This is a genomic window from Pseudomonas sp. MT3 (genome assembly GCF_054720805.1).
Genome location: NZ_JBTVPY010000019.1, coordinates 86,376 through 103,255, shown reverse-complemented (window position 1 = coordinate 103,255; position 16,880 = coordinate 86,376). Strand labels below are relative to the sequence as shown.

The window sequence follows — 16,880 nt, the reverse complement described above, 5'->3', positions numbered from 1 at the left end:
GCTCGCGAACAACCCCCGCTGCGAGGCTGTTCGCTAGATCAAAGGCCACTCACCCCAGCCCTCTCCCGCTTCTCACGCGGGAGAAGGCTGGGGTGATGAGAGCGACAATTCCCCCTACAAGAGCCGCAGCCCGGCGGAATACAGGGACCCGCGTTACGCCTTCACTCCCTCCAGCACATCCAGCATCGCCCGCACGTCCACCGCATCCATCTGCTCGGGCCGCAGGAAGCGCTCGCCGTACTCCAGGTACACCCCCTGGATCAGGAACACCCGGAACAGCTCCCCGTCGATATGCTGGTCGCGGGCCATGAAAGCCAGGATCTTCAGCGACTCCGACAGGGTCTTCGGCGCCTTGTAGGGGCGGTCGGCGGCGGTCAGCGCCTCGAAGATATCGGCGATCGCCATGACCCGTTCGGGAATGCTCATCTGCTCCCGCGACAGTTTGCGCGGGTAGCCGGTGCCATCCATCTTCTCGTGGTGGTTGGCGGCGATGGTCGGCACCCGGCGCAGGTGACGCGGCAGCGGCAGGGTGGTCAGCATCATCAGCGTCTGGACGATGTGCTCGTTGATCTTGAAGCGCTCTTCCTCGTTGAGCGTGCCGCGCCGTACGCCCAGGTTGTACAGCTCGCCGTGGTTGCTCGCGCAGGGCGGCAGGCGCATGTCGAAGCCCCAGACGTTGCGCGGGTCGTCCTTGTCCACCGGCGGCTTGCGCTCGCCCCAGGGCACGCGGTGCTCGGGTTTGTCCGCGAGCAGGAACTCTTCCACCGGCAAGGTCGGTTCCGGGCGGCCTTCCAGGCGCTCCAGTTCATCGCGGGAAATGCCCAGGCGGTCGTCGAAATAACGTAGCCAGCGGCGCTCGCCGATGCGTTTCAGGCGCTCGATGTCCTCGTCCTTCATGAACTCGCCGCCGATGTTGGCCTGGGCGACGAAGGCGTAGTCCTCGCGCAAGGCCTCATGCAGCGCATCCCGCCGCGCCGCCAGCAGGCCGATATCGTTGCCCGCGGCCATGCCGCGCCAGTAATCGAGCTCGATGTCGCGCCAGACCACCTCGAAACGCGTGCGGACCTCGTGCAGGCGGTTGTACAGCGTCTCCAGCTTGGTGGCCTTGTCCACCACGTACTCGGGGCTGGTGATCTTGCCGCAATCGTGCAGCCAGGCGGCGATCTGGAACTCGTAGCGCTCCACATCGCTCATGGTGAAGCTGGCGTACTCGCCGTCGCGGGCGTCGATCACCTTCTGCAGCAGCAGATCCGCCAGTTGCGGCACGCGTTCGCAGTGGCCGCCGGTGTAGGGGCTCTTGGCGTCGATCGCGTCGGCCAGCAGCTTGATGATGGCGTCCAGCAAACGCTGCTGGGCCTCGATCAACTGACGGGTCTCGATGGCCACCGCGGCGGCGCCGGAAAGCTCCTCGACGAACTGCTTGAACGGTTTGCGCGGTTGGCGGCTGGCGGCGCCCTCCTCGGCCAGTTGCAGGACGAGAATGCCCAGCAGGTCGTCGCTGCGATTGCGCAGCGACACCTCCAGGTACTGCCCGCGGTTGGCCAGCGCCTGATCCACCCGCTCGGCCAGTTGCGCCTCGGTGAAACCCTCGATGAGCATCGACTGCGGGTACTGCTTTCCGTTGACCGCGCAGGCCAGGCGCAGTCGGCAGTCCTGGTCCTCCAGCAGGTACACGGCGCCACCCATGACGCCGGTGGCCTCCACCAGGCGCGAGAGCACGCCGTCGAGCATGCTCTCCAGGCGCGTTTCGCGGCTCAGCGTCAGGGTGATGGCCTGGAAGTTGTGGATGGTGCGCGACATGCTGCCCATCACGCTGCTCAGGTCACGCACTTCGGCGATCTTCGACTCCACCCCCACCGGCCGGGCGAAATCGAACGCCGCCAAGGCGCCCACCTGGTCGGCCAGCGCCGTCAGCGGACGGGCGATGCGCCGCCCCAGGTACCAACCGATCAGCAGCAGCACCAGCAGCAACGCCCCGCTCCACAGCGCCTGGTTGAACAGCAGTTGGCGGGCGCCGGCCAGCAGCTCGACGGCCGGGATGGCGATCAGCACGCGCACCTCGCTGCTGGTGAAGTTCGACAGCGGCACCCAGATGCCGTACCAACTCTGCCCCCCGACGTCATAGGCCTGGGGCGTGCCTGCCGGTATCGAGGCGACGTTGAGCCGGGTCAGGCTGGGCACGCCCAGTTCATCCAGGGTCGCCAGGCGCAGCTCGTCGCCACGATGGATCATCAGCTTCGAGAGATCCGGATAGGCAATCACCGTGCCCTTGCCATCCACCACCGCCAGCTCCGTGTGGGCCGTCTGGCGCAGGTCACCCATCTCGCCGCCGAGGTCGTTGACCGAGGCGTCCATGCCGATCACCGCCGCGCCATCGACGCTGCGGTGCGCCAGGGTCAGGCCGATCTCGCGGGTGGTGAAGAACACATAGGGCTGGGTCAGCACCGTCTTGCCGGTGTTGAGCGACTCGAGGTACCACGGGCGCTGCCGTGGATCGAACCGGTAGTCCGGCCGCTCCTGCACCCGCAGCAGCCGCAGTTCGCTGTCGTAGAAGCGCCACTCGCCCCGCAGCGTGCTCTGGTCGTCCAGGGTCAGGCTCTGCACCAGGTACTTCGACTGATCCGGCGCCTGCAGGCTGCGGCGTACCTCGGGCACGCGCAGCGCGCGGATCAGCATGAACTCGCCGTTCGGGTATCCGATGTACACCGCGCTCAAGGTGCGGTTGGCGCGCAGGTTCTCGACCAGCATCGGCAAGCGATCCAGGCGCGCCGGCAGGTTGTCGGTCTGCGAAATGGGATCGTGGGTCATCAGCCGCAACGCGCTTTCCGCCGGATCGATCAACCGGCGGATGCGCTCGTTGATGGTCGCCCCCAACTGGCTGGCCGACTCGCCCGCCGCCGCCACCAGCGCCCCTTCCACGCCCCGGTAGCCCTGTATCAGCAACGCCCCCGCCAGCGCCAGCATGCTGAGGATGATGGCCCCGGCCACCAGCAACTGCAGCGGAATGCCTCGTTTGAATGCGTTCATCATCACCAGCCTCTGTCCGTTGAGCCGTAGCGATATCCGCTATCGAGAAGTTCTGTCGCCATAACCGGCGACGTGTTGCGTCGAATGATCCTGGCCAGGCTGCCGTCCAGCCACAGCGTCTCGATCAACCGCAGCCATTCGGCGCTCTGCGCCGGGGTGAAGCGCTTGCGCGAGAGCATCAGGTTGTGCGGCGTGGCTGGACCGTTCATGACATCCACCACCCGGAACCGCGCGCGCTCCCGACGATCGGTGACGGCGCCCTCCAGGTTCAGCTCATGGCCGATGACCCCTTCCACATTACCGTTGAGCAGAGCGGTGAAGCGCGTGGCGTCATCGTGGAACTCGACCACCCGTCCCTCGCCCTTGAGGGTGCGCAGCATGGCGTCGATGGAGGGGCCGTGGCGGTAGCCGGCGATCACGCCGATCCGCGCGCCGGGCATGTCGTGGAAATCGTCCAGGGACGACAGCTGGCCCAGCTCGGCCGGTACGATCAGCTTGTTGCGCAGGTAAACGTACGGCAGCAGGTAAGTGAAGGTGCGCCGCTGCGGCGTGGCGACCCCGCTGGTGCCCATCTCCAGGTCGCCACTTTCCAGCATCCGCCAGATCTCCTCGCGCGGCCGTACCGTCGCCTCGAACTGACAGCCGCTGCGCCGCGCCAGCTCGGCGATCAGGTCGAAATCAATGCCACCATCATCGTGGAAGAACACCAGATTGCGGGTATAGGCGACACGGATCGGCGCTTCGCAGCCATAGCGATCGGCGGCCATAGCTACCGCACACAGCCAGGCAGCCGGCAAGACCTGCAGAGTGCGCAGCATGGGGTTGAGTGCCATTGACCCGCTCCGTCCGCGGTGTCGGCCTTAAGAGGAGCACGCCAAATTCGCTCATCTGCGGCAGGAAGAAGTGACTAACACAAAGAGTGTAATCGGCCTTCTCCAAAGCGCCGGTCCATCGCGCGGAGAAATGTCACTTCGTCGGAATACTCCCGACAGCTCCGAACAATCACCCACAGGCGGTTGCACGCCGCGACCTCGCCTGCTTAACTCTGGCCCAAGCGTGACCAGCGAGTCACGCACTACGTCCAAGAACGCTTCATCGCGGCAGCCGTTCCCCACGCCGCCCCTTCCCTGCCTGGTCAAGAGCCGTCATTCCGCGCTGGAAACAGTGCCGGAACGACACCTTTTGGCGCCGTAATCGATTGAAAATTAAGAAAATATTAACTTTCGCCGTGTGACACGAAGCTGTCACGTCAAGGCGCTTTCCTCTGCCTGGGTACTTTCTTCGCATCCGATCGTGGGTGCGTCCTATGACCTGCGTCTGGAGGAAAACGACATGAGGCCGGAAACCGCCGTCGTCGAGATTCAGCAACACCGGGTACACACGGAGTTCCACGCCAACAGGGAAGCGCGCCAGACCATCATCCTGGTCAACGGCTCGCTGGCGACCACCGCCTCCTTCGCGCAAACGGTGAAATACCTGCAGCCACACTTCAACGTGGTCTGCTACGACCAGCCGTACGCCGGCCAGTCCAAGCCCCACAACGACTGCCGCGAGCCGATCACCAAGGAGTACGAGGCAGCCCTGCTGCTGGAACTGATCGAGCACTACCAGGCCGACGTGGTGATGTCCTTCTCCTGGGGCGGCGTTGCCACGCTGCTGGCCCTGGCCCAGCGCCCGGCACGCATCCAGAAGGCGGTCATCAACTCCTTCTCGCCGCTGCTCAACGCCGCCATGCTCGACTACCTGCACCGCGGGCTGGATTACCTCTCCGCCTGCGACCGTCCCAACGTCGGCAACCTGGTCAACGACACCATCGGCCGCTACCTGCCGCAGTTGTTCAAGCGCTACAACTTCCGCCACGTCAGCAGCCTCGACGAGCACGAATACCAGCAGATGCACTTCCACATCTGCCAGGTGCTCCAGCTCAGCGCGGAAAGCTACATGGAGAACTTCTCGGCCATCGACATCCCGTTGTTGTTCCTCAACGGCGAGCTGGACATCTACACCACCCCGGCCGAAGCGCGTCTGTTCCAGCAACTGATCCGCGATTGCGAGTTTCGCACCATCCGCAACGCCGGCCACTTCATCGACGTGGAACACAAGCAGGCCTGGCAGGAAACCCGGGACCACCTCCTCGCCTTCCTCCAACCCCAGCGCAAGCCCATGCTCACCCCGTCGTACCTGCCCAACAACCAGGGCGTACCGATCGCCGCCATGGTGGGCTGATGCACCCAGCGCAGGACACCGGGGCCGGACACCACCCACCGTCCCCGGTTTTTCATTGCGCGCGGCACCCCATCCAGTCCGCGCCGCCAGCGCACTTCGCCGACCAAGGCTTCACTAAGCCTCCGCCTTCTGGTAAAAAGGCACCCCCAAGCGGGCGTCGTATAATGGCATTACCTGAGCTTCCCAAGCTCATGACGAGGGTTCGATTCCCTTCGCCCGCTCCAATACTATGTTTCCACGTGCTCACGCATGGTGACGAAACCTAGAGAAACCGGCCACTTGAGCCGGTTTTTTGTGCCCGGAAGCATGTGGATGCATCCACATAACCCTTGATAGCTTGTATGCCTGCTTGTATGCCTGCTTGTATGCTCAGGAAAAGTACGAACTTGGGCATACAAAAATGAAGCGATCAGATATCAAACGCCGCCCCCTGGCCGACACTGTTCTCGCGACTCTGGAGCCCGAGGCTACGGCCTACCGCGAGGTGGACGGAAACGGCCTGTACTTCCGCGTAAAGCCCAACGACACCAAGTCCTGGGAGCTGCGCTACAAGAAGCCCGACGGCAAGTGGTCCTGGCATGGCCTGGGTGGCTACCCCGAGCTCTCAGGCGCCAAAGCCAGAGAGAAGGCTGCCGATGTACGCAAGCTGCTGGCTGCTGGCATCGACCCGGTGGAGCACAAGGCAGCGACCAAGATGGCCGACGCCATCGCCGCCGCGAACACTTTCCGCACCGCTGTCGAACACTGGTACCAGCGCAAGATAGATGACGGTCTCGCAGACAGTACTCTGCGCCTGATGCGGGGCTACCTGGACAATGACGTGCTCCCGGCACTGGGCGACAAGCCCATCACCGAAGTGACCCGGAAGGACTGTGCAGACCTGCAGGCCAGCATCGAAGCACGCAACGCACCGAACACCCGGGATAAGGTGCGGGTAGCCCTGCGCCAGATCTTCAGTCAGGCCATTGCCCGCGGCCTGTGCGAGAACAACCCAGCCAGCGAGCTGCTGTCTATCTCCACCAAGACCCCCAAGGCCAAGCAGTACCCTCACCTTCTGGAGCCCGAGCTGCCCGCCTTCCTGCACAGCCTACGCAACACTACCAGCCGCTTGCCTGCCCGCACCGCGACCTGGATGTGCCTGTGGACTGCCAGCCGTCCCGGTATGGTGCGCTGGGCCGAATGGTCGGAGATCGACTTCGACAACGCGCTGTGGACCATCCCCGCGGACAAGATGAAGATGCGCCGTGACCATGTGGTGCCCCTCTCTCGCCAGATGCTGGACGCCCTGCGCGATCTGCAGCGCATGACTGGGCGCAGCCGCTATCTATTCCCCGGCATTGGCCCGAAGAAGCCCGTGATCAGCGAGAACACCATCAACCTGACGCTCTCTAAGGTCGGCTATCGCGGCAAGTTGGTAGGCCATGGCAGCCGCCACACCGCCAGCACCCTGCTGCGCGAACACGGATGGCTCAAGGAGCACGTGGAGGCCCAGCTCGCGCACAAGGAGGCAGGCGTATCTGGCGTCTACAACCAGGCCCAGTACCTACCCCAGCGCCGCGCAATGATGCAGTGGTACGCCGACTACCTGGACCAGTTGGCCGTCGGCATGACCCCGGCCCAGCGCACCGAGTTTGACCGCCAGGTGAACGTGGTGGAGGACAACGTGATCGAGCTAGTGAAACGGGCATAGCAGCCAAATGAGGCGGCATAAGCGACATTCTTGCGAAAAACGCTTGTATATCCGTAAAGACGCTTCCTAACATCGCCACCAGCAGCACGGCAGTAGCCGTCTGCCCCGCAATTGCTGGAATGAGGCACTGCACCAATGTCCCGGATGGGACTAGGCCCTGAGGGGGCGGCCGGATGGCCTGTGCAGGAGTAAATTCCTAAGTCCCTGAGGGGGAAGCGATTGAGCCTAAACGCTCACGCTTCCCTTTTTCGTTTCTGGAGCGTGAGCCTTGAAAACTCTTTCGAGGACGTCGCTCACATGCACACGCCCGCACCCAGCAAGGCCCTGATCCGCCAAACCTCGCTCTGCGCATGGCTGGACCTGTCCCGCTCCGGCCTGGACAAGCTCCGCAAGAAAGACCCCACGTTCCCCAAACCGCTCAAGGATGGCGAGAGCCGCCAGGCCGCTGCGTTTTACGTGGTGGCTGAGGTGGATAAATGGCTCCAGTCGAAGATCCAGGCGAGGGATGCAGCATGAAAACCGCCCTGCTCACGCTTGCTTCCGCACGCCCCCGCATGTATCGTCAGGCTGTCGCAGTAAATCCTGCGACCAGGATTGGCGTCCTGAACTCGAAGGCGGACACACCGCCACTGAGCGGTTTTTTTGTGTCTGCAGCATGGCTACACCCTTCATGGGCGGGCCGTGTGTGGGCATCGCAAGATGCGCCGGCCCCTTCGACCGGTACGCCAACCCGCACGGTTCCGCTCACCCTAATTGGCGTTAGGGCAAGCGGAAAAATTAACCGCTTCGAAGGGAACACCATCATGACCAAGCGTCGAATCCTCACCCTCAATCCGTCTCGCGCTCGTGCAGCTTTTCACCGCGCTTGCGCCCTGGCTGCATTGCGCGCCGACTCCAGCCTTGCCACTCGCCTCGCTCGCTACAACGCTCATATGGAGCGCTCCCGTGCGCTCGATGCTGCGAATGCTGGAGGTACGAAATGAACGCTAAGGCCAATATCAAAGCAGCCCAAATCCAGACTTCTGGACCGTTCAAGTTCTACGGAAGCGGCTGGGTGGATAAGAACCAGTACCTGTTCTCCGTCACCCCGGGCGTCGATCTCGCGGATGCATTGGACAGCGCCTCCGATCTCCTTTCGATGTGCCTTGACCCGATTGAACAGGCAGGGATGGGCACACCCCTTGTCGACAATCCGGCATGGCTTGTTCACCACGCACTGGAAAGCGCCAAAGCGGTCATCGATTCGCTGAAGTGGGCCGCTCAGCAGCAGGAAGGGGGTGAACAGTGAACGCACCTATCCAATCGCTTACCACTCCCGTCATCGCCGGCTGTTCAGTAGGCGTATCTGCCCACAAATGGCACCACGAGCTCGGGTTCGTGACCTACTACACGCTCGACAACGCCGTCGAACAAATTGCCCCGTTCGGCAAGGTTGGGCCTTTCCCGAGCCCCAATGAAATGCAGGCGGCGATCGACAGGATCAAGGCGAAATTCCCGGGCGCGGCCATCGTCAGCCGCAAATGCGGCCTGGCTGACGACCTTGTGACCGATACCGAACTAGATACCGAGTACGCCAAAGCGCTCGAAAAACTAGACGCACTGGGAGCCTAACCATGGATGACAAAAAACGCCGCAGCAGCGGCGACGGGATCGGCTTATCTGAAAAAAGCCTCTCTACCGAGGAAATCCTCGAGCGCGGCCTGTCGCTGATCGCCAAGGCCGGGAGCTTCCGGGAGCTGGAACTCGAAGCCCATAAATCGCTGGGGCGCATCGACGCCCTGTCCCTGGCGGGGCTGATCGACCGGGTACGGGCCAAGGCCTGGGGGCAGCGCGTCCTCCATGCAACCGCGATGGCCATGCTGGAGTTGGAGGGTCGCGTATGACCAGCCCAGTCGAAACCCTACTGGCTCGCCTGGACAAGGTGAAGGCCGTGAAACCGGGGCAGTGGAAAGCCTGCTGCCCCGGCCACGACGACAGGGAGCCCAGCTTGAGCATCCGCGAAGCCGGCGACGGCAAAGTGTTGTTGCACTGCTGGGCAGGCTGCTCCGCATCCGACATCACTGCGGCAGTCGGCCTGGAGTTGCGCGACCTGTTCCCGGGCGAGCGCCAACCCCGTAATGGACCGAGCCGCGCAGCTGTCGAGCACGAGCGCGTCGTGTACCAGATCGGCCTGTCGATCCAGGCGAACGGCAACCGTCTGAACGCCGAGGATCAGGCCCGCTTTGACCTCGCCAAGCAACGACTGGGGGTCGCGCCATGACGGCACAGGATCGCTTTGCAAAGGAATGGGAAGGCGCGGCACAGGTGGCCAAACCGGAAGCCCTCAAGCCCGAATGGCGCGCCGAACTGACTCCGGCCGCCTCCATCGTTCCGGTCCCGATCCGCTGGCTGTGGCCTGGCTGGATCGCCCGGGGCAAGTTGACCGTCCTGGCGGGTGCCGGCGGCAGCGGCAAGACCACCCTGGCCATGGGGCTGATCGGCACTCTGACCAGCGGCGGCCGCTGGCCGGATGGCGAGATCTGCCACGAGCCCGCCAATGCCCTGATCTGGTCGTCCGAGGACGATCCGGCGGACACACTGGTGCCGCGCCTGATGGCCGCCGGCGCGAACCTGGAGCGCGTCCACATCATCCAGGGCCGTGTGAACGCCCTGGGCGAGCGTGAACCCTTCGACCCGGCCACGGACTTCGACCTGCTGCGCGAAGCGGTGGAGTCGATTGGCGGGGCCTCCCTGCTGCTGCTCGATCCCGTGGTAAACGTGGTGAAGGGCGACATGCACCGGGCCAACGATGTCCGTCGGGCGCTCCAAGCCGTGGTGGACTTCGCCGAGTCGCACTGGTGCGCCGTGCTGGGCATCAGCCACTTCAGCAAGGGCAGCGGTGGCGCCTCTCCGGCGGATCGGGTGATCGGCAGCCAGGCCTTCGGCGCCCTCGCCCGCGCCGTGCTGGTGGCCGCCAAGCAGGAAGACTCGGATGTCCGTGTCCTGGCCCGCGCCAAGTCCAACATCAGCGACGACCAAGGCGGCGTCGGCTACCTGGTGGAACCCTGCACCGTCGGCGATGGGCTGGAGACGACCCGAGTACTGTGGGGCGACCGCATCGAGGACAGCGCCCGCGACATCCTGGCCGATGTCGAGAGCACGGGCGACGACGATCAGCGCACCGAACTGGAGGAGGCCTGCGACTTCCTGCGCGACGCCCTTAAACACGGCCCCGTACCCACCAAGCAGATCAAAGCGGAAGCGAATGATGCCGGTCTGTCCTGGGCAACTGTCCGCAGAGCGCAGAAGGCAATCGGAGCCGTGGCGATCAAAGAGGGAGGTCGACTCGGTGACGAGAAACAGCAGTGGGTTTGGCGCCTGAATGCAGAAGGTGCTCAAAAAACCCAGAAGGTGCTCACTCAAAACAGTGAGCACCTTCTGGAAAACGTGAGCACCTTCTGCGGAGTCCAGCCTCCCTCATTCGATGAGTCGGACATGGAGGGTTTCTGATGACCGCCATCGACTACCTCACTGCTCACGGCTTTTCCGCCCGCGTGTCCGGCAAACGGCTGGTGGTCTCCCCGGCCAGCCGCCTGACCGAAGACGTTCGCAAATACATCAACTCCCACCGTCTAGAGCTGCTGGCTGAACTGGCTGCCAACGACGGCCAGGAGCGCCGAAGCAACTGGCGGATCTTCCTGGAAGGCAAACCCATCTGCGTGATGATCGGCGAGCCGATGACACGCGCTGAAGCCCTCGAAGCAGCCAGGTGGCGTTGGCCTAACGCCGACCTGGTTCCCGAGCAATAGCAGTCCTTATCAAAGCAGGAGAAACACCATGAGCACACAAGGCATGAGCACCGGGCAAGTAGTAGGCGCCGTAATTGGAGCCACGGTTGGCTCCTTCACCCCGATTGGCCCTCTCGCATCTGCCGGAATCCCGGCGGCGGTAGGCCCGCTACTCGAAGTGAAGGACGAAATTGCTATCGGAATCGATAAAAAGACCGAGGAGGTCGATGCACGATGAGCATTCTCAACGCATTTATCACACCAGACCTGGGCCTGGTTGGGTTCGATACCGAAGGCGTCATGCCTGACGGCTCAGTGGTCGAAGGCTGCAAGGTGATTGTGCTCCCGCACATCAACGCCGTGATCGGCTTCCGCGGCCTTGATTTCGTCCAAGCGACCGCGAGCCCCAATCTGGTTGGTTTCAAGGGCACGCTGGAAGCACTGGCTGACGATCTACCCCGTTTCCTCACGGACGTTATCAAGCACTGCCGCGAACATTACCAGCCGCCTGAAGAGCACCTCGCTACTAACCTCGTGCTGGTCGGATATTCGCAGGCCAAGAAAGAAGTGGTCGGATACATGATCAAGTGGGAAGTCGGGGCTGACGCCGCTCAGTCCGAACTAATCGTAGGTCAATCCATTGCGCCCTTCTGGTCCCGCGAAGACCTTCCGGCCGGTATCCACGCCGATCGCCAAGGGATGATCGCTCTTGCCCAGCACCAGAGCCGGCTCTCGCGTGAGCGGATGCCTGAGTTCGCGGCAGGTGGCCGGCTCTTCATCGCTGAGGTTCGCCGGGACAGCATTTCCATCCAGAAGGCTTTCGAGTTCCCGCCCCGGCTCGAAATCGACAACCAGGAGCAGGACCAATGATCAGCGCTCTAATTGCCGGCCGCTTGGTAAAGGCCGCTCACATCACCAGCAATGGCACCTGCGAGGCCACTGTCTCCACCTTCGACGACGAGCGCTCGGTACGGCTCAGCTGTCGCCGCAAGGTGCTCTCCGACCAACTGCTCGCCCTGCCCTTTGGCTCTCCAGTTTCCGTCTCCGGCTTGCTTCGCGTGGTTCCGGTGCTGAACGACAAAGGCGAGCCCCGCGCCTACCTCACCCTGGAAGTGAGCGCGATCTTGACTCAACCCCAACCTCAGGGCCTGATGGCCCGTCTGTTCAAGCAAGGAGCTCACCATGGCTGATCCGACCTATGAAGAACTGGCCGCCGAGGTCGAAACCCTGCGTGACGAAGTACAGAAGTTGCGCCAGGTGAAGGACGACATGCACACCAATCTCACCAAGGCTCGCGCCCGTATCAAAGAGCTCGAAGCATCACAGACCGAAGGAGGTAGCGAGGTTGAACAACTCCGTGCCGAAGTGATGAACCTGCGATTGCACCAGCCCGTCGCCACCATGCTGGCTGGCGTATTGGTCAGTCCGAAGTACTCCGCTCAGGAGCTGGCTGAACACTTCAAGTTCGAGCTGAACGAGGCCGGCGAGATCGAGATGCGCGATCTGGATGGAAATGCGGTCACCGTCACCGAGAAAGTGGACGGAAAGGACGCTACCCGCCCGGTCCGCTTCGAGGAAATGGACATCTGGCGTTACCTGGTGAACACCGGCAACTTCAACCACATCATCCGGAGTAGCCGGGCCAGTGGCGGTGGAGCCGGGCCATCAGCATCCTTCTCTTCCGGAGTTCGGCAGGAGAAGCCGCAACAGCCCGCGACGGCCAAGACTAATTTCGGCCTGAAATAGGGTTATACTGTAACAATGCTTGAGCAGAGCACAGGCGGCCCCAGTCGGGGCTGCCGCCCCTCTCTTAGTCAGTAGACCACCGTTATACCCCGCCTGGCCCGTAGGCCACTCGCCACGTCAGTAGACCGCCGCGAATCAACCCCAACACTTGATTCGAGGTAATGCCCTTATGGCAACCGTACGCTTGGCCGATATCATCGAGCCGCAAGTTTTCACCGACTACATCATCCAGAACACCATGGAGAAGACCGCTCTGGTCCAGTCCGGTGTGATGGCCCGCAATGCCGTCATCGCTGAACAGCTCAGCGCCGGCGCCCACTCCTTCAACGTGCCGTTCTGGAACGACATCGGCAACGAAGAAGCGAACGTGGTCAACGACGACCCCGCCGACCTCTCCACGCCGAACAAGATCGGCTCCGGCAAGCAACTCATCCGCAAGTCCTTCCTGCACAACTCCTGGTCGGCAATGAACCTCGCTAGCGAGATCTCCGGCGCCGATGCCCTGGCACGCATCCAGTCCCGCGTTACCGCCTACTGGGAACGACAGACCCAACGTCGCCTGGTCGCCAGCCTGAAGGGCGTGCTGGCCGGCAACGTGGCCAACAACGGCTCGGACATGGTCCTGGATATCAGTGGCGAGACTGGAGATGCAGCGAAGTTCAGCGCCATCGCCGTGATCGATGCGACCGCAGAGCTGGGTGACGCAATGGACACCGTGACCGCAATCGCCATGCACTCGGACATCTACCGCCAGGCGCTGAAGAACGACCTGATCGACACCATCCCGCAAAGCGACGGCAGCGTGATTCGCACCTTCCGCGGCCTCGCGGTGATCGTAGACGACGGCCTACCCCTGGCGTCCGGCAACTACACCACGGTCCTCTTCGGTGCCGGCGCCGTTGGTTATGCCGTAGCGGAGCCTCGCGTGGCAGCTGGTACCGAAGTCGAGAACCTGCCAAGTGCCGGCCGTGGCGGTGGTCAGCAAATCCTGCACAGCCGAATCAACCTGGCGGTCCACCCCAGCGGCTTCAGTTGGGCCGAGGGCACCATCGACGGTGAGAGCCCAACCATCGCAGAACTGGCTGATGCATCGCACTGGCTGCGAGTGGTGGAGCGCAAGGCCGTTCCCCTGGCGTTCCTGATCACCAAGTAAGCGAGGCAGGGGGCAGCAATGCCCCCTTTGTCGTTATGACCGAGAAGACACCTCGCCGGCCCGTGACCGGCACCCGTAAGAAGCCCCCAGCCAACGCAGCACAGAAGCTGATGGAGATGGCTGCCCAAGGCTACAACATGAAGGGCCTGGCCTACCGGCTGGGCACCAGCTACGACACCTTGAAGAAGTGGCTGGAGCTGTATCCCGAACTGCAACAGGCCCTCGATGAAGGCCGCGAGCGCGAGCACAACGCCCTGTTCACTTCGTTGTATGACAACGCCACCAAGGGCGGCAACGTCACCGCCGCGATCTTCCTACTGAAGGCCCGCCACGGCTATCGCGAAGGCGATCAGACCGAGATCTCCAACAAGGTCAGCATCAACTTCCAGCTTCCCGGGGCACTGCGCCTGGAGGACTTCACCAAGGGAGTCACCCATGAGCACGATTGAACTGAACAAGTTCCAGGATCGGCTGATGCTGCTCCCGGAGGAACTCGATGTGTTCTGTGGTGGTGGCCGAGGTGGTGGCAAGTCCTATGGCCTCGCGCTGCTCTGCCTACGTCACGTCGAACAGTATGCCGAGAAGGCTCGCATCCTGTACTTGCGCCGCACCTACAAGGGCCTGGCCGACTTCGAGCTGATCTGCCGCGAGCTATACGGCACCATCTATGGCAGCGCTGCCCGTTACAACGCTGCAGAGCACGTCTGGCGCTTCCCCAATGGCGGATACCTGGAGCTTGGTCAACTGGAGACCCAAGCCGACTATACGAAGTATCAGGGCCGCAGCTTCACCCTGCTGCTGATCGACGAGGCGGGTCAGTACCCTACCCCGGAATTGCTCGACATCATGCGGTCCAACCTGCGCGGCCCGAAGGACATGCCCATTCGCATGATCATCTCGGCCAATCCGGGTGGGCCTGGCCACTACTGGCTGGCCAAGCGTTATGTGTTCCAGTCCGGCCCCTGGAAGCCCTTCCTGGAGGCGAAGAGCAAACGGCAATGGGTGTATGCCCCGTCCACCTTCGAGGGCAACCGCTTCATCGATACGGATCAGTATCGCGACCAACTGGAGTCGGCCTGCCCGGATGATCCCGAGTTGCTACGCGCCTGGACTACCGGTGACTGGGCGGTGAACCGCGGCGCCTACTTTGCGTCAGTGCTCGATGAGAGCCGCAATGCCGTCGACCCGTGGGACCACATCCCGGACGAATGGGAAACCTACCTGGCGCACGACTTCGGTTCGTCAGCCCCGAGTGCCACCTACATCATCGCGAAGGCTCCAGGCGGCCTGGGGCCGGATGGCAAGTACTACCCTCGCGGTAGCCTGGTGCTGGTGGACGAGCTGGTCACCGCCAAGCGTGACAACCCGAACGTAGGCCTGAACTGGACGGTACCCATCCTGGCGGAAGAGATCGTGAAGTGGTGCAAGCAATGGGATATCAGACCGATCGGCGTGGCGGACGATGCGATCTTTGCCAAGGGTGGCCATGCTGCAGGCTCGATTGCCGACGAGTTCCGCATCAGTGGCGTGACCTTCCACCCTGCGAAGAAGGCCGACCGTATTACCGGATGGAACGTGATGCGCCGGCTGCTCTCCGACGCTGGTAAGCCCGACAAGCCCGGCCTGTACATCAGCCGGCACTGCTCCTACCTGTGGGAGACTCTGCCCACCCTCGCACGTGACCAGAAGCGCGTGGAGGATGTAGACAGCACTGGACCCGACCACGGTGCGGATGCGGTCAGATATGGATGCCTGCGACAGCCGCCACCGACCTGGAGCACTATCCCCCTCGTCATCTAATCGCCCTACAAGAGCCCGCTTGGTTAGCCTGGCGGGCTTCCTTTTGAGGCGCATTCTCGGACTGCTCGACCGCTAAAAAGGGTTGATCAAATAGTGATCAATTCAGCTCCAACAGTAGGCACCTTGTATGCCTACTTGTATGCCCGAACTCTTAACAAGCCTAAAAGCCAGTAACCACGCCACACTTCGATTCCCTTCGCCCTCCAGTATTTCCGGGCCTCCCAGCAGCCCAGCGAGCATTTCGCCAACAGCTGGGGGCCGTTTCGGGGGCCGTTTTAAGCATCGACACTTTGTGGGAATGGATGATCCAGAGTGAAGCAAGAAGCAAACCTTAAGCTGGACCGCTGCCCCCATTGCCAAGTAGCCAAGCCCAACCTCACAGGGCACTGGTCTGGTGATACCAAAGATGCGAACGGCAGAAACCGCCGAAATTGGAAGACCTATGTGTGCCTGACTTGCGGGGGCATGGTTACCACCGTGGCCCCAGTGGTGCAGCAAGGAATGGCCGACATCACCTATTACTGGCCCTCCACCAAATCGGTTGAAGAGACAGTGCCAGAGCGAGCACGGACTTTCCTCGAGCAGGCTATTGCAAGCATCCACGCTCCAGCGGGAGCCGTCATGCTGACCGCGTCGTCGGTTGATGCAATGCTCAAAGACAAAGGTCTGAAAGAAGGTTCCTTGTTCAAGCGCATCGACAAGGCTGCAGAGCAACACCTCATCACAAACGAAATGGCGAAATGGGCTCACGCTGTTCGGCTTGACGCCAACGAACAGCGCCATGCAGATGAAGAGGCTGCCCTTCCTGATGAGGCAGATGCTGAGCGGTCCATCGAATTCGCCTTGGCGCTCGCCCAGTTCTTGTTTGTCCTGCCAGCGCGAGTTGCAGCTGGTTTGGGTGACGCAAACCCCAAGATGTAACTGCCGCACCATGCGCGCCCGTCCTATACGCCGTGGATGAATCCTAGGTACTGGGGGGGCTGCAAAAAGAGTAACATCGGTAATCTTCCCCGCCGAACGGCCGCAAGCCGTTGAACTGCAAGGGTTTTCCGGCGATGGCAAAAGGTAATTTCTGAGTAACATAGAAGTAATCTGGTTACTCTTTCTTGAAGTGATTTTTCAGGATCGTCAAAGCCTTTAAAATCAATCACTTAGGAAAAAATTACTTTTCCAGTTACTCCAGTATTACTCCCCTTTGTAATCTCAGAAGCCCCGAACGACGCGGCTTCCAGCTGTGGTCTGATCGCAGATCACCGAAATTACTCTTTTCGAAATACCCCCCTATCCCGTATTCCGCTGTGCAACCACCAAGCCCCAGGAACGCCCTTCCTGCAGGGTTTCGCAGGGTTTCGAGTGACGCCCTACCCGTCGGGAAGCGCAGCGCCTGGGCGGCTCTGAGGAGGGTGCAGGGGTGAAGAAAAAACGCCCCATTTAGCCCGCCGGCGTGGCGGGGGGACGACTGCGCGCGCCA

Annotated in this window: 20 protein-coding genes and 1 tRNA gene; 19 read left to right on the top strand and 2 right to left on the bottom strand. The window is 62.3% G+C overall.

Features of this window, described 5'->3' with window-relative positions; translation table 11 throughout:
- Positions 1 to 153 precede the first annotated feature (153 nt).
- Both ACYCAX_RS19495 and ACYCAX_RS19490 read right to left on the bottom strand, forming a co-directional pair.
- Complete coding sequence (locus ACYCAX_RS19495; protein ID WP_041712467.1) at positions 154 to 3,027, bottom strand: HD domain-containing phosphohydrolase; 2,874 nt, start codon at positions 3,025 to 3,027, stop codon at positions 154 to 156.
- 2 nt (positions 3,028 to 3,029) lie between these two features.
- Positions 3,030 to 3,860: a substrate-binding periplasmic protein gene (locus ACYCAX_RS19490; RefSeq protein ID WP_460248642.1), complete on the bottom strand. Its 831-nt coding sequence runs from the start codon at positions 3,858 to 3,860 to the stop codon at positions 3,030 to 3,032.
- A gap of 499 nt (positions 3,861 to 4,359) precedes the next feature.
- Between ACYCAX_RS19490 and ACYCAX_RS19485 the strand changes: the two genes are divergently transcribed.
- The 19 genes from ACYCAX_RS19485 (at position 4,360) to ACYCAX_RS19395 (ending at position 16,330) form a co-directional block, all read left to right on the top strand.
- Positions 4,360 to 5,253 carry an alpha/beta fold hydrolase gene (locus ACYCAX_RS19485; RefSeq protein WP_015476046.1) on the top strand — a complete coding sequence of 298 codons (894 nt, stop codon included), beginning with the start codon at positions 4,360 to 4,362 and terminating at the stop codon, positions 5,251 to 5,253.
- Between the two features lie 150 nt (positions 5,254 to 5,403).
- A tRNA-Gly gene (locus tag ACYCAX_RS19480) sits at positions 5,404 to 5,477 on the top strand.
- 176 nt (positions 5,478 to 5,653) lie between these two features.
- Positions 5,654 to 6,943: a tyrosine-type recombinase/integrase gene (locus ACYCAX_RS19475; protein WP_460248641.1), complete on the top strand. Its 1,290-nt coding sequence runs from the start codon at positions 5,654 to 5,656 to the stop codon at positions 6,941 to 6,943.
- Between the two features lie 297 nt (positions 6,944 to 7,240).
- Positions 7,241 to 7,459, top strand: coding sequence for a helix-turn-helix transcriptional regulator (locus tag ACYCAX_RS19470; protein WP_460248640.1), 219 nt, complete (start codon positions 7,241 to 7,243; stop codon positions 7,457 to 7,459).
- Positions 7,456 to 7,926, top strand: coding sequence for a hypothetical protein (locus ACYCAX_RS19465; protein ID WP_460248652.1), 471 nt, complete (start codon positions 7,456 to 7,458; stop codon positions 7,924 to 7,926). Before ACYCAX_RS19470 ends, ACYCAX_RS19465 begins: the two co-directional genes overlap by 4 nt.
- Positions 7,923 to 8,231 carry a DUF3077 domain-containing protein gene (locus tag ACYCAX_RS19460; RefSeq protein ID WP_460248639.1) on the top strand — a complete coding sequence of 103 codons (309 nt, stop codon included), beginning with the start codon at positions 7,923 to 7,925 and terminating at the stop codon, positions 8,229 to 8,231. Before ACYCAX_RS19465 ends, ACYCAX_RS19460 begins: the two co-directional genes overlap by 4 nt.
- An 89-nt stretch (positions 8,232 to 8,320) precedes the next feature.
- The gene (locus ACYCAX_RS19455) at positions 8,321 to 8,554 is read left to right on the top strand and encodes a hypothetical protein (RefSeq protein ID WP_460248638.1); all 234 of its coding nucleotides are present in this window, start codon (positions 8,321 to 8,323) and stop codon (positions 8,552 to 8,554) included.
- A 2-nt stretch (positions 8,555 to 8,556) separates the two neighbouring features.
- Complete coding sequence (locus ACYCAX_RS19450; RefSeq protein ID WP_460248637.1) at positions 8,557 to 8,826, top strand: hypothetical protein; 270 nt, start codon at positions 8,557 to 8,559, stop codon at positions 8,824 to 8,826.
- Positions 8,823 to 9,203, top strand: coding sequence for a virulence-associated protein E (locus ACYCAX_RS19445; RefSeq protein WP_460248636.1), 381 nt, complete (start codon positions 8,823 to 8,825; stop codon positions 9,201 to 9,203). Before ACYCAX_RS19450 ends, ACYCAX_RS19445 begins: the two co-directional genes overlap by 4 nt.
- Positions 9,200 to 10,432, top strand: coding sequence for an AAA family ATPase (locus tag ACYCAX_RS19440; protein WP_460248635.1), 1,233 nt, complete (start codon positions 9,200 to 9,202; stop codon positions 10,430 to 10,432). Before ACYCAX_RS19445 ends, ACYCAX_RS19440 begins: the two co-directional genes overlap by 4 nt.
- Complete coding sequence (locus ACYCAX_RS19435) at positions 10,432 to 10,731, top strand: hypothetical protein (RefSeq protein WP_460248634.1); 300 nt, start codon at positions 10,432 to 10,434, stop codon at positions 10,729 to 10,731. Before ACYCAX_RS19440 ends, ACYCAX_RS19435 begins: the two co-directional genes overlap by 1 nt.
- Before the next feature lie 28 nt (positions 10,732 to 10,759).
- Positions 10,760 to 10,948 (top strand): hypothetical protein, encoded by a 189-nt coding sequence (locus ACYCAX_RS19430; protein WP_460248633.1) that lies wholly within the window; start codon positions 10,760 to 10,762, stop codon positions 10,946 to 10,948.
- On the top strand, positions 10,945 to 11,580 hold the full coding sequence (locus ACYCAX_RS19425; protein WP_460248632.1) for a hypothetical protein: 636 nt from the start codon (positions 10,945 to 10,947) through the stop codon (positions 11,578 to 11,580). The genes ACYCAX_RS19430 and ACYCAX_RS19425 overlap by 4 nt, the downstream gene beginning before the upstream one ends.
- Positions 11,577 to 11,900, top strand: a complete 324-nt coding sequence (locus ACYCAX_RS19420; protein WP_460248631.1) for a hypothetical protein — start codon at positions 11,577 to 11,579, stop codon at positions 11,898 to 11,900. Before ACYCAX_RS19425 ends, ACYCAX_RS19420 begins: the two co-directional genes overlap by 4 nt.
- A complete protein-coding gene (locus ACYCAX_RS19415) occupies positions 11,893 to 12,456 on the top strand; it encodes a hypothetical protein (protein ID WP_460248630.1) in 564 nt (187 codons plus the stop codon). The genes ACYCAX_RS19420 and ACYCAX_RS19415 overlap by 8 nt, the downstream gene beginning before the upstream one ends.
- 169 nt (positions 12,457 to 12,625) lie before the next feature.
- Positions 12,626 to 13,609 carry a major capsid protein gene (locus tag ACYCAX_RS19410; RefSeq protein ID WP_460248629.1) on the top strand — a complete coding sequence of 328 codons (984 nt, stop codon included), beginning with the start codon at positions 12,626 to 12,628 and terminating at the stop codon, positions 13,607 to 13,609.
- Positions 13,610 to 13,725: 116 nt separating this feature from the next.
- Positions 13,726 to 14,058 carry a hypothetical protein gene (locus ACYCAX_RS19405; protein ID WP_460248628.1) on the top strand — a complete coding sequence of 111 codons (333 nt, stop codon included), beginning with the start codon at positions 13,726 to 13,728 and terminating at the stop codon, positions 14,056 to 14,058.
- On the top strand, positions 14,045 to 15,409 hold the full coding sequence (locus tag ACYCAX_RS19400) for a phage terminase large subunit (protein ID WP_460248627.1): 1,365 nt from the start codon (positions 14,045 to 14,047) through the stop codon (positions 15,407 to 15,409). The genes ACYCAX_RS19405 and ACYCAX_RS19400 overlap by 14 nt, the downstream gene beginning before the upstream one ends.
- A gap of 312 nt (positions 15,410 to 15,721) precedes the next feature.
- A complete protein-coding gene (locus ACYCAX_RS19395) occupies positions 15,722 to 16,330 on the top strand; it encodes a DUF4145 domain-containing protein (RefSeq protein ID WP_460248626.1) in 609 nt (202 codons plus the stop codon).
- Positions 16,331 to 16,880 lie beyond the last annotated feature (550 nt).